An 18,866-nucleotide genomic window follows, 5' to 3' on the forward strand; every position below is an offset into this window, starting at 1 on the left:
CCAGGTGCAAGGAACTCAATCATGAAAACTCAAGTAGTGTTTTGGAAAGCAAGTACCGCGCTGGCCCTGATCATGGCGATGAGCCTTGCAGGCTGCAGCAGCGGTGGTGGCGGGCATCACAGCAGCGTTTCAGCCTCCTCTCCGGACGCTGGCGCGGGCAGTGGTGGCGGCGGTACTGGTGGTGGCACTGCCGGCGGCACGGATGGCGGTACCGGTGGTGGCACTGCCGGCGGCACGGGTGGCGGTACCGGTGGTGGCACTGCCGGCGGCACGGGTGGCGGTACCGGTGGTGGCACTGCCGGCGGCACGGGTGGCGGTACCGGTGGTGGCACTGCCGGCGGCACGGGTGGCGGTACTGGCGGTACAGGTGGTGGTACTGGCGGCACGGGTGGCGGTACTGGCGGTACAGGTGGTGGTACTGGCGGCACGGGTGGCGGTACTGGCGGTACAGGTGGTGGTACTGGCGGCACAGGTGGTGGTACTGGCGGCACAGGTTCGATAACTCCCCCCTTGGTCACCGGCCAAATTGTCGGCACGCTCGGCACCACCGTGGGTAACGTCGGCACCGCTGTCGGTGATATCGGCTCGACCTTGAACGGTGTGCCCATCGTCGGCGTGACGGCTGGTGGCCTGGTCACTGCAACTGGCAACGCCGTCACCAGCATCGGTAGCGGTGTGACATCAGGCCTGGGCTCGTTGGGCACTGATAGCAACTCCCTGGGTAAAACGGTTGCCGGCGTCGGCACGGGCGTGGCCGCACTGGGCACCGGTGTTTCGGGCGCAGGCCAAACCCTGGGGACCACACTTGGCGGCGTCCCTGTGGTCGGCGGCTTGACTGGCGGTGTCGGTACTGCAGTGGGTGGCGTAGTGGGTAATGTTGGCCAAGCCGTCACCATGCTTGGCGATACGCTCAGCACCGCAAGCACCACTGGGCCACTGGGTTCGCTGACTAATACCGTAGGCAGCAAAGTCTTGGTACCGGTGGTATCGCTGGTGGAAAACACCACCGGCAACCTTGGCACTGCCACTGGCCTGGGTAGCCCGGTCAATGGCTTATTGAACAAAGTCGGCGCCACCGTCAGCGGTCTGGGTGGTCAGGTCGCCAGCACTGGCGGTACAGGCAACCCCGTCACCACGCTCGTTGGCGGTACGTTGACCGGCGTCGGCGGCGTACTCGACAAGTCGGGTGGCTATGTCGCACCCGCCGCGGGTGGCTCCGCTCCCGGCCTGCCGGAACTGGTGGGTGGCGTGGTGGCCAACGTGGGTAACGGCCTGAATGCCGGCAACACCAACGGCACCGTCAGTGCAGCGGGTGTCACCGGTGGTGCACTGGGCAACACCGTTGCCTCCCTCGGTACCGTGATCGGCGGGAGTGGCGTCGCCAATACCGCAGCCACTGCACCGGTAGCAGGTCTGGCCACTAACGTGGGTGCAGCCCTGAACCCAGTAACGTCCGGTGTCACCAGCCTGACGCAAAACGTCGGCACCGCCACAGGCGTTGGCGCTCCCGTCAACGGTTTGGTCACTCAAGTCGGCGGGGCTGTCAGTGGCTTGGGCACTAACCTGACCGCAGCGAATGCCAACCCGGTTACCAATACCCTGGGCACCACCGTGACCGCCGTCGGCAACACCGTCAGCTCGGTGGGTGGGTTGGTCACCGGCGGCACCGGCGGCACCAGCGGCGGCCTGTTGGGTGGCCTGAACATCGGCGCCAGCGCATCGGCCGGCGGCAATGCCAGCACCACGGGTGGCACTGCAACAACAGGTGGCCTTGGTGGCCTGCTCGGGGGCCTGACCGGCAAAAAATAGAATTGCACCTGGCCGATTAGACGGCCTCCCCTACAGCGCCTACGCTTGGTTGAGATGAGAGATTCCAATGGGTCTCTCATCTTTTTTATGGCTGATCATTGGCCTTCCCGAACCGCGTCCGAGAACGCGACGGGCCCGAAACGCTGCTGCAGTTTGACCATGGAGTGTCCTATGCGCGTGTTGACGCCGTTGTTATTGCTCACCCTCAGTGCTTACGTCCAAGCCGAGACCCTTCCCAACTTCCTGAACAGCAACGACACCATCCGCAACCTACCGGTGCCTAACCTGCCAGCGGACGCCTATCGACCGGTCACACCACAAACCCAAATGCCGCAAACACCGCCTACCGCCGGCCAGCCGTTGTTGATGGATACCAAGGTCACCATCCGCAAGCTGCAGATCGAAGGAGGAACGATCTACCCGCTCACCGAGACAGCCAAGGCGTACCAGGCGTTGATTGGCCATGAGACCAACCTCGCGCAACTGATCGAAGCTACCCGTAGCATCACCCGTCGCTACCAGGAGGATGGCTACCTGCTGTCCTACGCGTTCCTGCCGCAGCAGAACTTCGAAAACGGCCTGGTCCGCGTCGTACTGGTAGAGGGGTACATCAAGGATTACCAACAAACTGGCGACATCGGCTCGGTGTCGGCCTACGTTGATAAACTGGCCAATAAACTCCTGGGCGAGCGCCCACTGACGCGCAAGACCTTCGAGCGCTATACCACGCTCATGAGCCGTATCCCCGGCCTCACCGTACAGGCGCAAGTGCCCCCACCGGGCACCACCGATGGCGCCACGCACATGCAGATCCAGGCCAGCCGCAAGCCCTTCACGACCAGCATGAGCCTGGTCGACGAAAACCGTGGCGGCCTGCAAGCCTTGCTCACGGCCACCAGCAACTCCCAGACATCCATGGGTGAGCAGCTCAACGTCAGTGGCCTGTTCCCGCCCGGCAACGACAGCGAGCACTACTACCGCCTGGGCTACAGCCAGTTCATCAATGCCGAAGGCAGCCAACTGATACTCGCCGCCGAGCGTTATCGCGCCGACCCCAACAGTAACGTGCAACTGGACGGCGGCTTCGAACTCAAGCCGCACCAGTCGATCGATCGTTACTCCGTCGGCCTGAGCCATCCGCTGATCGCCTCACCTACCGAGTCGTTGACCCTGGGCACGCGCCTGTACGCGGTGGACCAAACCACGCGCTATCAACTGGTGGGCTACCCCAACCGCTTCGACATCGAAACCAACTTGCGCGCCCTGGCCTTCGAGGGTGACTGGCGTAAATCCGACCCTCGACAATTGCGCATCCTCAGTGCCGGCCTGTACCAAGGCATCAACGGTTTGGGCGCCACGACCCGCAGTGATCTTGGAGGGTTAAGTCCAGACCTGGATTTCTTCCGCCTGCGCCTCTCGGGCGTGCAAAGCGACAAGTTCTTCGACAACTGGCAAGGCGTACTCTCAGGCGCGTTCTACTGGAGCAGTAACACCCTGCCCGACAGCGAGCGCGCCACCTTCGGCGGGCAGAACTTCGGCCGTGGCTACCCCGACGACCAGGGCTCGGGAGACAAAGGCTGGGGCGTGGCGTACGAGGTCAACTACAGCTTCAACCGCGCCGGGGATTGGGTAAAGGTCGTGCAACCCTACGTCGTACTCGACCGCGCCAAGACCTGGTTCAACGAACTGCCGGTCAAGGGCAACGACATGTCATCGGCAGCAGTGGGCCTGCGCTTTGGCGACAACAAGTACTACAACATCGCCCTGGAGGCGGCCAAGCCGATGTCGGACATCGCCCTGGACAGCTACAACCGGCGGCCGCGGTATACGTTGAGTTTCAGCTACCAGCTGTAGTGAGCGGGCTTGGTCAGTTAAGCGCTAGAGCGAGCAACCGGTAACCTGTGGCGAGGGAGCAAACTCCCTCGCCACAGTAGTCTTAACTGGCGGGTATTGGGGACGCGCCTACAGGGGGGATACTTTCAGGGGGAAAAGGTTGTTGAGGGTATCGATCAACCGCACCAGGTAGATGGGCTTGCGAAACAGGTCCAGCACCTGCAAGCGCAGCATGTCGCTGACGTCATCCATTTCGGCATGGCCGGACATCACAATCACCGGCAAGTGTTGGCGGTCGGTGTGCTCACGCAGGCGCTTGATCAGGGAGATGCCACTTTCCTCAGGCATGCGCAGGTCGGTGATGATCAGCGCGATGTCCGGGTGCAAGGTCAATTCCTGCAACGCGCAGGTCACGGAGGTGGCGGTATAACAAATGAAGCCCTCGTTCTCCAGCGACTCCGCCAGTTCAACGAGGGCATCTTCTTCGTCGTCCACCAACAGGATCTGTTGGCGAAAAGGTACAGCAGCATTCATGAGCGATTCCTAATGTGGCCAGTCACTGACGAGTGTGCCCATACGGGGCTGTGACGGTCACTTAAGTGCGTTTTCGACTTTCAGGAAGAACGCCGTAATTTGCGGCGATAGCGTAGTCCCAGCGGCCAATACTATCAGCGCAACAATCGCCACGAGAATGAGATATTCAATTGCGGTGGCGCCGTCTTTGCGATGAAAAAGCAACTGGAGTTGAAAGTGAAGCTTCATCAAGAAAGCGAAGATCATACGACTTCTCCTATGGCGACCCGGCGCCCTATCACGGTGCTGCACAGTAATTGCGATGTGCCATCTGAGCATTGTCAACAAACCTCGCCCTCACAACTGTAAGAACTGATTAATCACAAAGTAGTGGTGGCTTTTCTGGCGTCGTAAATCCGTGATTTGAAAGACTGCCTTTACGCGACGGAGAAATCTTTCTGTCAGTAATGGCATTTTGTCCTAACTGAACTACCTTCAAATAGCGAAATAGTTAGTCCACCGTTCATAGCAGTCGGGTTGCGTAGTTGACCTGTTCGGATCGACGGGTTGGGGAGCAACAGGATAGGGAGAGCCGTCATGAACACGCGTCTGAGTATGATACTGGCGGGCGTACTCTTGGTGGGTGCGCTGTTCGCCGGTTATTGGGGGGTGGTCCTCAGCCGTCAGCCTGCTCTGTCGCCGCCTCCGCCACCACAGGCTGCACCTGTCGAAAACGCCGTTGCCGTAGTCGAAGACCAGACCCGCCAACCCGTGGTGGTGCTGGCACACGATGTGCCCCCTTTCGTTGCCCTGAATGCCGCTGACCTTAGCGTCGAAAAGCTGCGCACGGTGCCGGCTGGCAGCTTAACCAGCGTTGACCAAGCCATCGGGCGCATGCCATGGCGCGCACTGCGCGCCGGTACCTGGCTCAATGACGAAAGCTTCACTGCCGGCGGCCCGTTGGCCCGCATGATTCGACCGGATGAACGCGCCCTGGCCGTCGCCGTCGATGAGGTGATTGGCGCGGCCGGCCAGCTTAGCCCCGGCGACTATGTGGACGTGCTGCTGTACCTGCGCCAGGACGCCACCAACCTCGAGCAATCGGCCCAAGTGGTGATTCCCGCCATCCGCTTGCTCAGCGTCGGCGATCAAATGGGCCTGACCAACGACGGTACTCCCGCGTCCCCTCCGGCCATGACGGCTGAAGAAAAAGCCCAACGCCACGCCCCCTCTCGCACCGTCGTACTGGCCGTGCCCGAGCCACTGTTGAGCCGACTGATGCTTGCCTCCCAGGCAGGCACCTTGCGCCTGGCCGTGCGCAGCGCCGACGAACGCTTGTTGAGCCACTACTGGGCCGGCGAAAGCGACGCGCCGGGCAAGCTGCAAAGCACCAACCGCGACCTCTACCAGTTCACCCAGCTGGCCTTCGCCCACGCCCCGAAAAAGGTGGCCCAGAGCAACCCGCGCCGTTCCGGTGTCGAGGTGATCCGGGGCAATCAAGCAACCCAACAGACGCCCGACTGAACAAGGATACTGTGCATGAGCCGACGTTTAGTACCGGTGTTCACGCTGAAAATCGCCTGTGCCCTGATGCTGTCGAACGTGTCTGTGGGCCTGGCCGTGGCCGCCCCTGGCAATTGCGGCAGCCTGGGCCAACTGCCTGCCGCACTCTCGGTAGGCGAGGGCTTGCAACAGGAATTGCAATCGCCGGTCGCGATTACACGCCTGGCCATCGGCGACCCGAAAATCGCCGATGTCCACCTCAATGGCGACCGTGGTTTTCTGCTGACCGGTGTCGCCTCCGGCACCACCAGCCTGATGGTCTGGACCGCCTGTTCCACTACACCTCGCCAGAGCATGGTGTTCGTCAAAGGCAAGGCAACATCAGCTCTCACCAGCCTCGCGCTTTCGCCTTCCGACGATCCGACGCTGCCCAGCCAGGTGCAGACCGACATTCGTTTTGTCGAGGTCAGCCGCACCAAGCTCAAGGAAGCCAGCACGTCGATCTTCGGACGCGGTGGCAACTTCCTGTTTGGCAGCCCCAGCACTGTGTCGAATCCGGTGAGTACGCCCTTTCGCGGGAACCTCCCGGTCAACGGCGACACCTTCAATATCGGCTTCGGCGGCGGGCGTGTCTCGGCGATGATCAACGCCCTGGAAAGCAGCGGCTTTGCCTACACCCTGGCACGCCCAAGCCTGGTGGCCATGAGCGGTCAGAGCGCGACATTCCTGGCTGGCGGCGAGGTGCCGATCCCGGTGCCCAGCAGTGGCAGCAACAGCATCTCCATCGAGTACAAGGAGTTCGGGATTCGCCTGACCCTGACCCCCACCGTGATCGACCACAATCGCATTTCCCTCAAAGTGGCACCGGAAGTCAGCCAGTTGGACTACACCAACGCCGTGATCATTCAAAACATCACGGTGCCGGCCCTGACTGTTCGCCGTACCGACACCAGCGTCTCCCTGGCCGACGGTGAAAGCTTCGTGATCAGCGGCCTGATCAGCAGCACCAATAACACCAACATCAGCAAGTTTCCGGGCCTGGGTGACATCCCGATCCTGGGCGCGTTCTTTCGCGACTCCTCCGTCAACCGTCAGGACAAAGAACTGTTGATGATCGTCACGCCGCACCTGGTACAACCGTTGGCGGCCAATGCCCAACTGCCGTCCCTGCCGGGCGAGAAGCTGCGTAACTACGACCCCAACTGGTACCGCCTATACTTCCTGGAAAATGGCAATTTCGACCGACTCAATGGGTTGTCCCAATGAGCGATAGCCTGAGCCAGACGTTTCTGGCAATCACGCGTAACACCACCGACCTGGAATGGCTGCAGGGCGCGCTGGCACCGCTCGGCCAAGTGGTCAGCGCCGGCAGCGGCACCCTGGACGAGTTGCTGGCCCTGGTCGACGTGACCTTCTCCAACCTGGTCTTCATCGGCCTCGACCGCGAGCACGTGGTCGCCCAAAGTGCGCTGATCGAAGGCGCCCTGGAAGCCAAGCCGATGCTGGCCATCGTTGCCCTCGGCGACGGCATGGACAATCAACTGGTACTGAACGCAATGCGCGCCGGCGCCCGGGATTTTGTCGCCTACGGCTCACGCTCCAGCGAAGTGGCCGGGCTGGTGCGTCGCCTGAGCAAGCGCCTGCCCCCGGTCACCACCAACACCCAACTGGGTGGCCTCACCGTGTTGTACGGCACCCAAAGCAACGCCGACGGCGCGCTGTTGGCCAGCCATATGGCACTGGTCGTACAAAAGAGCGGCCAACACACCCTGTTATTGGACCTGGGCTTACCCCGAGGTGACAGCCTGGCGCTGCTGGGGTTGGAAAGCTCATTCAATTTCGGCGACGCCTTGCGCCACCTCCGGCGGCTGGATACCACCTTGATCAACAGCGCCTTCACCTCGACTGAAGAGGGCCTGCGCATCCTCGCCTACGCCCCCAATGATGAGCCCCTGGAGCGCACCAGCGCCGCCGAGCTGTACATGTTGCTCAGCGCACTGCGCCAACACTTCCAGCACATTGTGGTGAACCTCACCGGCCAGCCGGACAGCGAAGCCCTGCGCACCTTTGTCAGCCACTGCGACAAGCTGTTGTGGTGCACGGATCAAAGCGTGCTGGACTGTCGTCGCAACCTTGCCGTGCTGAACCAATGGCGGGAAAAAGGCATGAAGCTGGAGCACGCCAAACTGTTGGTTGATCGCTATATCAAAAGCTGTGCGCCCGATGCCGAGGCCCTCAGCAGAAGCTTTGGCCTGGACGTGATTGCCGTGCTGCCATTGAGCCCGGAGGTACGCCTGAACGCTAAGAACCAGGGGCAAACCCTGTTCGCCGTGGCCCCGCGAGAACCCCTGACGCACGGCCTGAAAACCCTCGGCGAGCGCTTGGCAAAACGTTCGGAAAGCATTAAGGCACCCTCTGCCAACTGGCTTGAACGCCTGTTGAGAACCGGCAAATGAACAGCGACAAACTCTTCGGTGCCCCAGCGCGCGGCCTCGGTGGCAACACCGATCACGACGGCCTGAAGCTGGTGCTGCATCGTTACATCATCGACGCCATCGAAGAGTCCGGGAAGAACCTGCTGGAAGGCTCACGCCAGCTGTTGGCGCAATTTGTCATCGACAAGGTGGCCGAATACATCAACCGCATGCACCTGGCGATTTCCCGTTATGAGATGGAGCGCCTGGCCGAAGAAATCGTCGACGAACTGACCGGCTTCGGCCCACTCGAAGTGCTACTGCGCGACCCCTCCGTGACGGAGATCCTGGTCAACGGCCCGCACCGGGTATTCATCGAACGTGACGGCCTACTGCACCAGAGTGACCTGCGCTTTATCGACGCCCATCATGTAGAGCGCGTGATGCAGCGCATTCTTGCGCCCCTGGGGCGGCGTCTGGATGAGTCCTCGCCGATGGTCGATGCGCGCTTGCCCGACGGCAGCCGGGTCAACGCGATCATCCCGCCGATCGCCCTGGACGGGCCATGCCTGTCGATCCGTAAATTTCGCAAGGACATGCTCAAGAGCAGCGACCTGGTGGCCATGCAGACCATCGACCAGAACATCTTCGATTTTTTCCAGGAAGCCGTGGGCAAGCGCTGCAACATCCTGATCAGCGGCGGTACCGGCACCGGTAAAACCACGCTGCTGAACATCCTCAGCCAATTGATCAACCCCCATGAGCGCCTCGTCACCATCGAAGACGTGGCCGAACTGCAACTGGGGCACCCCCACGTAGTACGCCTGGAAACCCGCCCGCCGAACGCCGAGGGCCACGGCGAGGTCAAGGCCAGCGACCTGATCCGCAACGCCCTGCGGATGCGCCCCGACCGCATCATTCTCGGCGAGATCCGCGGCGTCGAAGTGCTCGATGTGCTGACCGCCATGAACACCGGCCACGACGGTTCCATGAGTACCGTGCACGCCAACAACGCCGCCGACGCCCTGCTGCGCCTGGAGACCCTGGTGGGTTTGACGGGCCGCGTGGTGGCGGAAAAAACCCTGCGGCAAATGATCTGCGCAGCGCTGGATGTGGTGATCCAACTGACCCGCCTGCCGGATGGTCGTCGTTGCGTCAGCGAAGTGGTCGAGGTGGTGGGCATCCGTGAAGACGTGTACGTGACCAATACCCTGTTTCGCCATGACCGGCGCACCGGCTTCGGCTTCCTGCGCGAGGCGGTCAACCCTGCCGGCGAAAAACTGCGCCGCGAACCGGCATTGCCTTGAAGGGGGCGCAACCATGACTGGGGCCATCCTGCTGTTCATCTGCGTGATCCTCATCGGCCTGTCGATTCGGTCCTTTCAAAACGGCATGCGTCGCGCCCAGACCGAACGCGTGCTGGGCCGGCTCGCCGAAGGCCAGCCGCAGCTCACCGAAGAGGGTGGCCAATGGAACGGCGTGGAACGGATGTTCCTGCGCGCAGGCTTGGGCAAGCCCAGCGACAGCCTGGGCCTGTGGCTGGCGATATGGGGCCTGGGCGCGGTGCTGGGGTTGTTGGCTGCCGGCTGGGGTGGCCTGCTGGTGATGCTGGTCGTGCCGCCGTTGCTGCTGCGCCTGTACATCGCCTGGCGCTACCAACGGCGTATCAAGCGCATGATCGAACAACTGCCGCAATTGCTCGACCACACTGTGCGCAGCCTCAAGGCCGGGCGTACGCTGGCGGATGCGGTCATGGGCGGCATTGAAGTGACCGAAGACCCGCTCAAACATGCCATGGGCCGGATTCAACGCAACGTCCAGTTGGGTATCAGCCTGCCGGAATCCACCCACGACTTCGCCGAGTTCTACGAGCGCGACGAGTTTCGCCTGTTCGCCTTAGGGTTGAAGGTCAACCACCGCTATGGCGGCAACGCCAGCGAACTGCTGGAAAACCTGATCAAGATGATCCGCGAGCGCGAGCAGGCTGGCCGCCAACTACGCGCCTTGACCGGCGAGACCCGGGTGACGGCCTATGTCCTCACGGCCCTGCCGATTTCAATGGTGGGCTACTTCCTGGCGGTCAACCCCGCGTACCTGATGACCATGTGGAACGACGGCACCGGCCGCATGCTGTTGTTCGTGGCCCTGGGCATGCAGGTGCTGGGCTGCTTCACCTTGTGGCGTATGTTGCGGAGCGTGTGAGATGGCGATTTCACTACTGATCAGCGCGATATTGTTCCTGGCTGCACTGATGCTGGTGCTGGCCAACCTGATGAAACACCGGCGCGGCCAGCGCCTGGTTGCCCAACGTTTGCAGGGCCAGATGGGTGACGAACACAAGTTCGGCACGCTGATGCAGCAACTGGGCAACAGCCAGCTCGCGCAACGTTCGGTCAGCCTGGACAACGAAACCCAGACCCTGCTCAACCGCGTCGGCTGGCGCAAATCCAGCCAGCGCTCGATGTTCGCCGCCTTCCAGATCGGCACCCCCTTGGTGCTGCTGGCCCTTGCCATCGTGACCCAGCAGTTGCTGTTTACCAAGGTGGCCTCACCGTGGCTGGTGCCCCTGATCGCCCTGGGCATTGGTTACCTGCTGCCCAAGCGCATCCTTGCCGGCGTCGCCAAAAGCCGGCAGCAACGCATCTCCCAGGAGGTCTCGACCTTCATTCCGCTGCTGCGCATCCTGTTCGAATCCGGCATGGCCGTTGAACAAGCACTGCGTGTGCTGAGTGTCGAGGCGCAGCGCCTGCTGCCGGCCTTGACCCACGAACTGCGCCTGATCCTGACCCGGGTCGACTCCGGCCTGGATCTGAGCGAAGAACTGGGCAAGACCGCCAGGTTGCTGGCCGTGGATGAATTCACCGACACCGGCACCATCCTCCAGCAACTGGTCCACCAAGGCGGCGGCGCGATGAAATCGTTGCTGGCCCTCAAGCAACTGCTCGACGACCGTCGCCTGACGCGGGTGCAGGAGTTCGTTTCGAAAATGTCGGCGAAGATGTCGGTGGTGATGATGGTGTTTTTGTTTCCCGCCTTGCTGATCGTGCTCGGGGGGCCGGCGTTCATCGGCATCTCCCGGGCGTTGAGTCACTTATAAGGAGCGCCCGATGAAAGCCTTGATAGCCGGTTTGAGCCTATTGCTGCTCGGTGGCTGTGCCACCAACGGCCAACCCCCATGGGGCGCCCTGACGGCCACCGGCAGTTGCCCCAAGCCCGGCGCCGACCAGGAATTGTCGTTGAACCTGGCCGATGAAATGGCCAACGACGGCAAGCTACACGCCAGCCTGGCCAACCTGCAGGGTTTGCCGGCCAACTTGCCCCAGGTGCGCCTGCGCCAGGCCAAGGCTTACCGTTTGCTGGGACGCAGCGAGGCAGAACCGTTGTATCGCAGCCTGATCGGCACCTGCATGGCCGCCGAAGGCGAACACGGCCTGGGCCAACTGGCCTCGGCCAAGGGCGAAAACGGCCAAGCCATGGCCCACTTGCAACGCGCGGCACGCCTGGCGCCCACCGACGAGAAAATTCGCAACGACCTGGGCGTGGTGTACCTCAACCAGTTGCGCGTGGAAGACGCTCGCTTTGAATTCATCACCGCCATGGAGCTCAAGCAGAGCGACCCGCTGGCGGCGATCAATCTGGTGACGCTGCTGATTTATCAGGACAACTGGAAGCAGGCCGCACAACTGGTCAGCCAGATGGGCCTGAACCCCGACCAGGTCACCGAGGCGCAGGCCCGGGCAGAGAAACTCAAAGGCTCAAGCGCCCCCGTCGCCAAGGCAGAGGCCAGTGCCAAGAATCAGGTCGCCACGGTCAGTGATGCGCCCAGCAACCCGAGGAATTGATGATGAAAGTGCCTTGTCTCACCTGCCTGGCAATACTGGCCTTGCCCATGAGCGTCATGGCCATCGAACCCGGTCCCTCATCTGCACAGCAGGCCGCCACCGAGAACTGGCTGACGTTGCAGTCCAGTGGGAGAGTGGCCTCGACCACCCCCCAGAAAGCCTCCGCCGCCGAACGCGATCAAGCCGCCCAGCGCTTGCTGGAAAGCTACAAGCATCCGATCCCGGAGTATTTCGATCAAAAGGCGGGTGGGCAAACCGGCGGCAAGAACTAGCTGCCGGTTGGGGCTTCAGTGGGCCGTTACCCGCTGGCGCATCGCCGAGTTATTGGGCGACAGCGCCAGCGCCAACTGCGTGCGGTTATGCATGTGGGTCAAGCGCAGCACCTGGGACACATACAGCTTGACGGTGTTCTCGGTGATACCCAGTTCACAGGCAATCTGATAGTTGGTTTGCCCCTTCCCTACCAGCCGGGCAACGTCCAATTGGCGCGGTGACAGTGGGTTGAAGATTGCCGGGATTTCCACCGGCCCACCCTCCTCGGTCGCCACGTCTTCGCCCGTCGGCCCTGGCGGGCTGCGGCGCACCTTGTCGAGGTCCTGATACAGATCGTTGATCGACTCGGAAAGAAATTGCAGCTTCTGGTTCAAGTTCCCCAGTTGCAGCTCCTTCTTGCGTTCCTGCAACGCTGCTTCCTGGCGCTGCAAGCCTTCGAGCAACTCGTCCAGGTTGATGGGTTTCTGATAGTAATCCGCGATCCCGGCACGCAGGGCCTTGATCACGTCCTGCTTGTCAGCGCGGCCAGTCAACATGATCGCCTCGAAAATCCGGTGCTTGCCGGCAACCTTTTGCAAGGTCTGCACTAACTCGATGCCATCCATGTCGGGCATATGCAGGTCACACAACACCAGGCCGATCTCGGCGTCTTCGCTGAAACGCTTCACGGCCTGCGGGCTGGATTCACACGGGACACAGCGGAACCCGCTGCTTTCAAGAAATTCACAGAGCTCTTCTACGATCAAAGGTTGATCGTCGACCACGAGCACTTTTACTGCAGAGTTAAACTTGTTCACGCGCGACTCCATGCCTTGCAAGCCAAAAGATTGACCGATCCTTAACGACGAATTTTCCTACATAACTGTGTATTAAACGTAGACGTACTTTCCGACTATGTACATAGCGTTAATACCCGATGACGACTAATGGATCCAAAACCAGAAAACGGCGAAACCCAAGAGCAAAAACGGCGCGAAGGGGAGTTTTCTTGACGGGTCCGGCGCCAGGTAGCCCATGTGGTGTTTAAGCCCTTGACTCATAAGCGGCCAAAGCCTTGGCACAACCAGAAGCCAGAGTAAATTGGCTATCGCAGCCCCCACAAACGACCCCAGCAGGTAATCGGCATTGGAGGCCAGCGCAAAGGCCCCGAGCAACTTGACGTCCCCAGCCCCCAGGCGGCCCAAGGCGTAGCCGGGCAAGGTCAGCAACAGCGCCAGAACAAACGCCCAGGCCCCCTGCCCGAAGGAAGCGCCGAGCCAGGTGCTACCCGTCCATAGCAGGTAGATCAACGCCAACAGGGCCGCCCCCAGCGTCAGGCGATTGGCGAGCAAGCGCTGCCGAACGTCTTGCACCGCACACAGCCCCAACCACAACAGCACCACCGCACCCTGGATCACGTAAAAAACATCCCTTTTTGCCGATTGATTCTATGCTGATATCAAGTAGTAGCCGTCAGGGTAGACGCGGTGATGAAAACTAGCCTCCCCAGCAAGCAAAAAGGTACGGCAGCAATTGAGTTCATTGCTGTGTTCGTGATTTTTTTCGCCGTGTTCTACGGCATGGTGAGCTATAGCCTGCCGTTGTTGTTGTTGCAGTCGTTTACCCAGGCGACCGCTGAAGCGGTGCGCCAGAGCGTGGGGCTGGACCCCACCATGCAAGGCTACAATGCCGCCGTGGTGAATACCGCCAACACCGCAGTCGCCACCCGCTTGGGGTGGATCCCAGCGGCCTACAACTTCAACGCGGCCACGCAAGTCAGCACGACCTTCGTCAACAACCTGCTGACGGTGAAGATCAACTACCCCTCGGCCAATCTCCAGGCAGTGATGCCCTTTATTGTCCTGCCCGGCATTGGCACTGTGCCGCAATTGCCAACGGTGCTGCAGGCCCAGTCGAGCCTGCAATTTTGACCTCGGGGGACAAACTCTTCGGGCGCCTGCTCGGCCGTGCCGCCGCGCTGTCCATCGAAGCGCCCGCGCCCCCTTGCGCCGGGTTGCAGGTGCAGCTGGACGTTCAAGGTCGCGTGCTCGACATCAGCGGCACCTTGCGTGCTCAGTTGGCGCCACACGCAGCGTCGTCACCGTTGCAAGCCTTGTTGTGCCCTCCCGGCGCCTTGGCGGTCGAGGGGGTCCCCGCCGATTGGCAGCGCCACAGCCTGGATCTGGACTTCCAGGGCATCGGCGGGCAAACCCTGCACACCCGAGGCACGCTTGAAGCACACGACCACGGGTGGCTGCTGCACGCCGTGGACATCGGCGACTTGCTCAACGGCCGGCACTTGGCCGAGCAGCGCGAGCAGAATCAACAGTTGGCCAGCCTGGTGAGTGAGCATCTGCGCGTGTGCAGCCTCAGCCGCCTGCCCGAGGTGTTCAACGAGCAGTTGAGCAGCGTGGCGCAACGCTGGCGCATTCCCTGCGTGGCCCTCGCGTTGCTGGATCAGGAAGACCTGGGCTGGGTGATCTACAGCCAGTACGCCAACCATGACGCGCCGCTGTTCTGGCACAGCGGGCAGCGTCTGGGCACCTGCCTGGACAGCCTCAATGGCACCACACCGCTGAGCTTGCAAGCCCCCTATGGGCGAGGCGAGCATCCGCGCTTGCACAGCGTGTTTGGCAATGCCGATGGCTTCCTCGTGCCGTACCGCGATGGCCAGGGCGTTGCCGCGTGGCTGCTGTGCGGTGCCTACAATGGCCAACCGCACACCCGCGACCGCGACTGGCTGAACCTCACGGCCGCACTCGCCGCGCCGCTGCTCAGCCGCCTGCGCGAACAGCGCCACCACCAACAACTGGAGCGCCTGGAAGCCCTGCAAGGCTTGTTGGGCACCGGCTGGTGGGAATTGTTGCCGGCCAGCGCGGAAATCCAGCTCGCTGCGCAGTTGATGCGCAACCTCGGCTCGGAGGAAGGGCCGACCCGACAGCCCCTGACCACCTGGCTGAACCTCATCCACCCCGCCGACCGCCAGGAGCTGCATAGCCGCCTGCGCGACCTGCAAAGCCTTGGCAAACCCCTGCTTGCCAGCGTCCGCATCAACCGCAGCGACAGCAGCCAGGCGCCGACCTGGTACCGCGTGCAGGGGCAAGTGCTGGGCGATGGTGAAGAGCGCCGCTGCATCGGGTTCATGCTGGATATCAGCGACATCAAGAACCAGCAACTGCAAGCCGATGCCGCCCACGCTCGCCTGGACAACCTGATCGCCAGCTCACCGGCGGTGATCTATGTGCAGCGCTATGTGAACGGCGCCCTGCAACCGGTGTTTTTCAGCAACAGCTTGCTCCCCCTACTCGGCCGCACCCTCGCCGAATGCACCCACGACAGCCTGGTGCAATGGGTGCACCCCGATGATCGCGACCTGTACTTCCAGCGCACCCGCCAACTGCTGCGCGAAGGCAGCGTGCGCAGTCGCTACCGGGTCCAGGACAAACAGGGCAATTACCACTGGCTGCTCGATGAGGCCAAGCTGCTGCGCGATGACCTCGGCCTGCCAGTGGAGGCCGTCGGCCTGTGGCTGGACGTCACCGATGCCACCCTGGCGGCGCAACAGGTCAAGGACAGTGAAGAGCGCTACCGGATACTCGTGGAAGACTCCCCGGCGATGATCTGCCGTTATCGCCCGGACCTGACCCTGACCTTTGGCAACACGCCACTGGCCAACTACCTGGAGTGCCACCCCAGCCAACTGCCGGGGCTGAACCTGGGGGACTGGTTATCGGCCGAACAACGCGCAGCGTTTGCGCAGCGCGTGCACCAATTGACCCCGGAGTTTCCCGTCAGCACAGCGGAAATCAGCCTGCAACTGCCGGGACGAGAGCATGCCTGGTGGGTGTGGTCGGACCGCGGCGTCTTCGATGCACACGGCGCCCTGCTGGAGGTGCAGGCCGTGGGCCGCGACAACACCGAGGTGCGGCGTTCCCAGCAGCAACTGACCCAGAGCGCAAAAATGGCCACCCTCGGCGAAATGGCCACCGGCCTGGCCCATGAGATCAACCAGCCGCTGAACGTGATGCGCATGGCTATCGTGAATGTGCTCAAGCGCCTGGGCAATGGCGACGCACAGATCGATTACCTGACGGAAAAACTCCAGCGCATTGATACACAGGTACAGCGGGCCGCGCGGGTGGTTGACCATATGCGCGTGTTCGGCCGTCGCTCGGAAGTCGAGCAGCAACCCTTCGACCCGGCGCAGGCGCTGGAAGGCACCCTGTCGCTGCTCAGCGAGGGCCTGAGCGGCAAAGGCGTGGAGGTACGCCTGAGCCAGGCAGAGGTGCCAGTGCAGGTCACAGGCTACGTCGACCAGCTTGAGCAAGTGCTGATCAACTTGATGGTCAACGCCCGCGACGCACTGTTGAGCCAACGCGAAAAGAACCCCGGACTGCGCCCATGGATTGCAGTGCACACCGAACACGACAGCCGGCATGTGCGCCTCTGGGTCGAAGACAATGGCGGCGGTATCGACCCCCGTTTACTCGAGCGAATTTTCGAACCGTTCTTCACCACCAAACCGATTGGCGTGGGCACCGGCCTGGGCTTGTCGGTGAGCTACGGCATCGTGGAAAACATGGGCGGGCGCCTGAGCGTCAGCAACGGTGAGCACGGCGCGCGGTTCTGTGTGGAACTGCCCAGGGCCATCGACGCTTAGATCACCAGGTAGGCTTCGCCGGTCTGGCCGCAGGTCAGGTTGGCACCGACGTTCACATTCGCCAGGCTGATGCCCAGCATGTTCAGCAGGTTGTTGAGAATCGGGTTGAGCAGTGGACCGAGCAGGTTATCCACCACCGGCGTGACGATGGCGCTGACGCCGCTGAGCAGCGATACCGTGTTGGCGATCAGGCTGCCCAATGGATTGCTGCCCACCGGTTGGTAAGCCGTAATGCTCACGCCGTTGAGAGCGGTGGTAAGTCCACTTACCAAGTCGGTAGCCGGGAGCGTAGCCTGATAGAACGGTGTTAGCCCCACGTTAGGTGGTATGGCATACGGCGTCGTACTGGAAAACACCAGGGATTGGGTGCTGTTGCTCCCTGCAATAGAGCTTTGCACCTTGATCGCAATTCCCCCAGCAGCAAACGGCACACGGGCACCACAACTGCCGATACCAAGGATTTCATGGCAAGTCTTGGTACCGATATCGACCAGCGTCAAGGGCGACACGGTCATAGGCTGAGTGGTGGAAAAAGCATAGTCGATAGTGCCTACATTCAACGAGGCTAACGAGGAGGTGGTGTTGGCCGTGAGGCTCTTGGTCCCGGCACTGCCCGTCGGACAACTGTAAGCGCTGACATAACTGCTGGCCCCACCGGCATCCAGCACGATGTTGAGCGGCAGATTGCCCTGCATCAACAACAAATCCAACTGCTGGCACCCCGCCCCCAACAGACACAACGCCGAGTTCAGCGTGGTCACCAGGTTCAAGCTCAACAAGCCGTTGACCACCGGCGTCAGCGGCCCCACCAGATTATTCACCGCCGTGGTCAGCCCCGACAAACTACTCAGTATTGGCAGACTGACCGTCACCTCGGTGCGCACTTGGGCGGTGCGCACATAAATCCCATTCGGGCCCATCGGGTTGGCCACTGCCAGCGCCGGGTTACCGATCGCCGACAACTGCGGCGGCTCGATCACCTTGACCTGGGTGATGATGTTCGCCAGCCCCAGCAGGCTTACCGGCAAGGTCGCGCCTACCGCACTCTGGCTATTGGAGAGTTGCACCACGCCCTGGATCAGTTGAAACACCTGGAGGTTGGCATTCAACGCCGCAGCCGTGGTGCCCGCCTGCAGTTGCAGGATCTGCCCGAGGGTCAGGGGCGCCTGGTTGATCGCGGCGACTTGCAAGTTACCCAGGGCGGTCAACACATCGGCTGTGGCGCCGTTGGCGGTCAGCACGGTGATGGCGGCCTGAATCAGCTGAGTCGCGGTGACGTGGGTGTTGAGCAATTGGGTGTAGTTACCGGCGGCCACATTCAGGTTGATCGCCAGTTGGTTGAGGTAACTGAGCAGGTTGATATTGGTATTGAGCAGGCCATTCCAACCGGCAACGGTCAGGTTGACGTTACCGCCGAGCAACCCACTGAACAGCGGGTTCAACAAGCTCGCATTGGCGGTATTGACGCTGGCCAGCGTGCTGTTGATGGTCAACTGCGCCAGCGAGGGGGCGGGCATCGCCGCCACGGCGGTCGCCGTCAATACCGTGTTCAGGCTCACCGGGGTGCCGGACGTCAGCGCCCAGGCTCCGGCTGCAATGCTGGTTGGAACGGTGTTGCTGACCACCACCTGAATCGCGGACGACAGCGCCGGGTTTGCACTGAACGTGCGCATGCCCGAAGCACCGGTAGCCACCGAGCCACAGGTGGTCACCAGGGTATTACCGTTACCCACCACAAAATGATTACGCGCCACACTCTGTGCAGCGAAGGCCGCCGCGCTCGAACCGGCCAGGCAGGTGCCGCCGCGGCTGACGGCCTCCAGCGCCGCGGTGTCCGCCACGCTTTGCAACTGACGCTTGGCCAGGTACAAACGGCCGCTGTCGATCACCAGCAATGTACACACCAACGCCAGTACCAACACGCCAACGGCCATGATGCCGATTGCACCACCTTGTCTGGAACGCAGTCGGGGAGACATCGAGCACTCCTGTGCCGGCGGGTTGCCGAGCGCTTACTCTCCTGGGGTTTAGCTGAGTGTA

Annotated in this window: 17 protein-coding genes; 12 read left to right on the plus strand and 5 right to left on the minus strand. The window is 61.9% G+C overall.

Going from position 1 to position 18,866, the window contains the following annotated elements:
• The first annotated feature begins 21 nt into the window (after positions 1 to 21).
• Positions 22 to 1,809: a collagen-like triple helix repeat-containing protein gene (locus M5B43_RS18045; RefSeq protein WP_248751365.1), complete on the plus strand. Its 1,788-nt coding sequence runs from the start codon at positions 22 to 24 to the stop codon at positions 1,807 to 1,809.
• 171 nt (positions 1,810 to 1,980) lie between these two features.
• Positions 1,981 to 3,663 (plus strand): POTRA domain-containing protein, encoded by a 1,683-nt coding sequence (locus M5B43_RS18050; RefSeq protein ID WP_248751366.1) that lies wholly within the window; start codon positions 1,981 to 1,983, stop codon positions 3,661 to 3,663.
• A 108-nt stretch (positions 3,664 to 3,771) separates the two neighbouring features.
• Here M5B43_RS18050 and M5B43_RS18055 read toward each other — a convergent pair whose 3' ends face one another.
• Together M5B43_RS18055 and M5B43_RS18060 are read right to left on the minus strand one after the other, a co-directional pair.
• Positions 3,772 to 4,176, minus strand: coding sequence for a response regulator (locus tag M5B43_RS18055; RefSeq protein ID WP_248751367.1), 405 nt, complete (start codon positions 4,174 to 4,176; stop codon positions 3,772 to 3,774).
• A gap of 57 nt (positions 4,177 to 4,233) precedes the next feature.
• Positions 4,234 to 4,422, minus strand: a complete 189-nt coding sequence (locus M5B43_RS18060; RefSeq protein WP_248751368.1) for a Flp family type IVb pilin — start codon at positions 4,420 to 4,422, stop codon at positions 4,234 to 4,236.
• 330 nt (positions 4,423 to 4,752) lie between these two features.
• On the opposite strand from M5B43_RS18060, the gene cpaB reads away from it, so the two are divergent.
• The 8 genes from cpaB to M5B43_RS18100 are packed head-to-tail and all read left to right on the plus strand — an operon-like array spanning position 4,753 to position 12,186.
• A complete protein-coding gene (gene cpaB / locus M5B43_RS18065; protein ID WP_248751369.1) occupies positions 4,753 to 5,679 on the plus strand; it encodes a Flp pilus assembly protein CpaB in 927 nt (308 codons plus the stop codon).
• A gap of 15 nt (positions 5,680 to 5,694) precedes the next feature.
• On the plus strand, positions 5,695 to 6,924 hold the full coding sequence (locus tag M5B43_RS18070) for a type II and III secretion system protein family protein (RefSeq protein ID WP_248751370.1): 1,230 nt from the start codon (positions 5,695 to 5,697) through the stop codon (positions 6,922 to 6,924).
• The gene (locus M5B43_RS18075; RefSeq protein WP_248751371.1) at positions 6,921 to 8,114 is read left to right on the plus strand and encodes a pilus assembly protein; all 1,194 of its coding nucleotides are present in this window, start codon (positions 6,921 to 6,923) and stop codon (positions 8,112 to 8,114) included. Before M5B43_RS18070 ends, M5B43_RS18075 begins: the two co-directional genes overlap by 4 nt.
• Positions 8,111 to 9,379, plus strand: a complete 1,269-nt coding sequence (locus M5B43_RS18080; protein WP_248751372.1) for a CpaF family protein — start codon at positions 8,111 to 8,113, stop codon at positions 9,377 to 9,379. Before M5B43_RS18075 ends, M5B43_RS18080 begins: the two co-directional genes overlap by 4 nt.
• Before the next feature lie 13 nt (positions 9,380 to 9,392).
• Complete coding sequence (locus M5B43_RS18085; RefSeq protein WP_248751373.1) at positions 9,393 to 10,274, plus strand: type II secretion system F family protein; 882 nt, start codon at positions 9,393 to 9,395, stop codon at positions 10,272 to 10,274.
• Between the two features lies 1 nt (position 10,275).
• Positions 10,276 to 11,169 carry a type II secretion system F family protein gene (locus tag M5B43_RS18090; protein WP_248751374.1) on the plus strand — a complete coding sequence of 298 codons (894 nt, stop codon included), beginning with the start codon at positions 10,276 to 10,278 and terminating at the stop codon, positions 11,167 to 11,169.
• A 10-nt stretch (positions 11,170 to 11,179) separates the two neighbouring features.
• Positions 11,180 to 11,914: a tetratricopeptide repeat protein gene (locus M5B43_RS18095; protein WP_248751375.1), complete on the plus strand. Its 735-nt coding sequence runs from the start codon at positions 11,180 to 11,182 to the stop codon at positions 11,912 to 11,914.
• A gap of 2 nt (positions 11,915 to 11,916) precedes the next feature.
• Positions 11,917 to 12,186, plus strand: coding sequence for a DUF3613 domain-containing protein (locus tag M5B43_RS18100; protein ID WP_248751376.1), 270 nt, complete (start codon positions 11,917 to 11,919; stop codon positions 12,184 to 12,186).
• Positions 12,187 to 12,201: 15 nt separating this feature from the next.
• Here the strand turns inward: M5B43_RS18100 and M5B43_RS18105 are convergent, their stop codons facing one another.
• Positions 12,202 to 12,984, minus strand: coding sequence for a response regulator transcription factor (locus M5B43_RS18105; RefSeq protein WP_248751377.1), 783 nt, complete (start codon positions 12,982 to 12,984; stop codon positions 12,202 to 12,204).
• 126 nt (positions 12,985 to 13,110) lie between these two features.
• Positions 13,111 to 13,584 carry a prepilin peptidase gene (locus M5B43_RS18110; RefSeq protein ID WP_248751378.1) on the minus strand — a complete coding sequence of 158 codons (474 nt, stop codon included), beginning with the start codon at positions 13,582 to 13,584 and terminating at the stop codon, positions 13,111 to 13,113.
• 72 nt (positions 13,585 to 13,656) lie between these two features.
• Here M5B43_RS18110 and M5B43_RS18115 point away from each other — a divergent pair, with 72 nt between their 5' ends.
• Together M5B43_RS18115 and M5B43_RS18120 are read left to right on the plus strand one after the other, a co-directional pair.
• Positions 13,657 to 14,097, plus strand: coding sequence for a TadE/TadG family type IV pilus assembly protein (locus M5B43_RS18115; protein WP_248751379.1), 441 nt, complete (start codon positions 13,657 to 13,659; stop codon positions 14,095 to 14,097).
• Positions 14,094 to 16,826 (plus strand): ATP-binding protein, encoded by a 2,733-nt coding sequence (locus tag M5B43_RS18120; protein ID WP_248751380.1) that lies wholly within the window; start codon positions 14,094 to 14,096, stop codon positions 16,824 to 16,826. Before M5B43_RS18115 ends, M5B43_RS18120 begins: the two co-directional genes overlap by 4 nt.
• On the opposite strand, the gene M5B43_RS18125 is transcribed toward M5B43_RS18120, so the two are convergent.
• Positions 16,823 to 18,805, minus strand: a complete 1,983-nt coding sequence (locus tag M5B43_RS18125) for a pilus assembly protein TadG-related protein (RefSeq protein ID WP_248751381.1) — start codon at positions 18,803 to 18,805, stop codon at positions 16,823 to 16,825. The two genes, M5B43_RS18120 and M5B43_RS18125, sit on opposite strands and share 4 nt — an antisense overlap.
• Between the last annotated feature and the right edge of the window lie 61 nt (positions 18,806 to 18,866).

The sequence above is a fragment of the Pseudomonas sp. MWU15-20650 genome (assembly GCF_023242475.1).
In the GTDB taxonomy this organism is placed as follows: domain Bacteria; phylum Pseudomonadota; class Gammaproteobacteria; order Pseudomonadales; family Pseudomonadaceae; genus Aquipseudomonas.

What these genes read in the sequence shown, in the direction of transcription:
- M5B43_RS18045 (WP_248751365.1), top strand. Translation starts at nt 22, where the DNA reads ATGAAAACTCAAGTAGTGTTTTGGAAAGCAAGTACCGCGCTGGCCCTG.
- M5B43_RS18050 (WP_248751366.1), top strand. Translation starts at nt 1,981, where the DNA reads ATGCGCGTGTTGACGCCGTTGTTATTGCTCACCCTCAGTGCTTACGTC.
- M5B43_RS18055 (WP_248751367.1), bottom strand. Translation starts at nt 4,176, where the DNA reads ATGAATGCTGCTGTACCTTTTCGCCAACAGATCCTGTTGGTGGACGAC.
- M5B43_RS18060 (WP_248751368.1), bottom strand. Translation starts at nt 4,422, where the DNA reads ATGATCTTCGCTTTCTTGATGAAGCTTCACTTTCAACTCCAGTTGCTT.
- cpaB (WP_248751369.1), top strand. Translation starts at nt 4,753, where the DNA reads ATGAACACGCGTCTGAGTATGATACTGGCGGGCGTACTCTTGGTGGGT.
- M5B43_RS18070 (WP_248751370.1), top strand. Translation starts at nt 5,695, where the DNA reads ATGAGCCGACGTTTAGTACCGGTGTTCACGCTGAAAATCGCCTGTGCC.
- M5B43_RS18075 (WP_248751371.1), top strand. Translation starts at nt 6,921, where the DNA reads ATGAGCGATAGCCTGAGCCAGACGTTTCTGGCAATCACGCGTAACACC.
- M5B43_RS18080 (WP_248751372.1), top strand. Translation starts at nt 8,111, where the DNA reads ATGAACAGCGACAAACTCTTCGGTGCCCCAGCGCGCGGCCTCGGTGGC.
- M5B43_RS18085 (WP_248751373.1), top strand. Translation starts at nt 9,393, where the DNA reads ATGACTGGGGCCATCCTGCTGTTCATCTGCGTGATCCTCATCGGCCTG.
- M5B43_RS18090 (WP_248751374.1), top strand. Translation starts at nt 10,276, where the DNA reads ATGGCGATTTCACTACTGATCAGCGCGATATTGTTCCTGGCTGCACTG.
- M5B43_RS18095 (WP_248751375.1), top strand. Translation starts at nt 11,180, where the DNA reads ATGAAAGCCTTGATAGCCGGTTTGAGCCTATTGCTGCTCGGTGGCTGT.
- M5B43_RS18100 (WP_248751376.1), top strand. Translation starts at nt 11,917, where the DNA reads ATGAAAGTGCCTTGTCTCACCTGCCTGGCAATACTGGCCTTGCCCATG.
- M5B43_RS18115 (WP_248751379.1), top strand. Translation starts at nt 13,657, where the DNA reads ATGAAAACTAGCCTCCCCAGCAAGCAAAAAGGTACGGCAGCAATTGAG.
- M5B43_RS18125 (WP_248751381.1), bottom strand. Translation starts at nt 18,805, where the DNA reads ATGTCTCCCCGACTGCGTTCCAGACAAGGTGGTGCAATCGGCATCATG.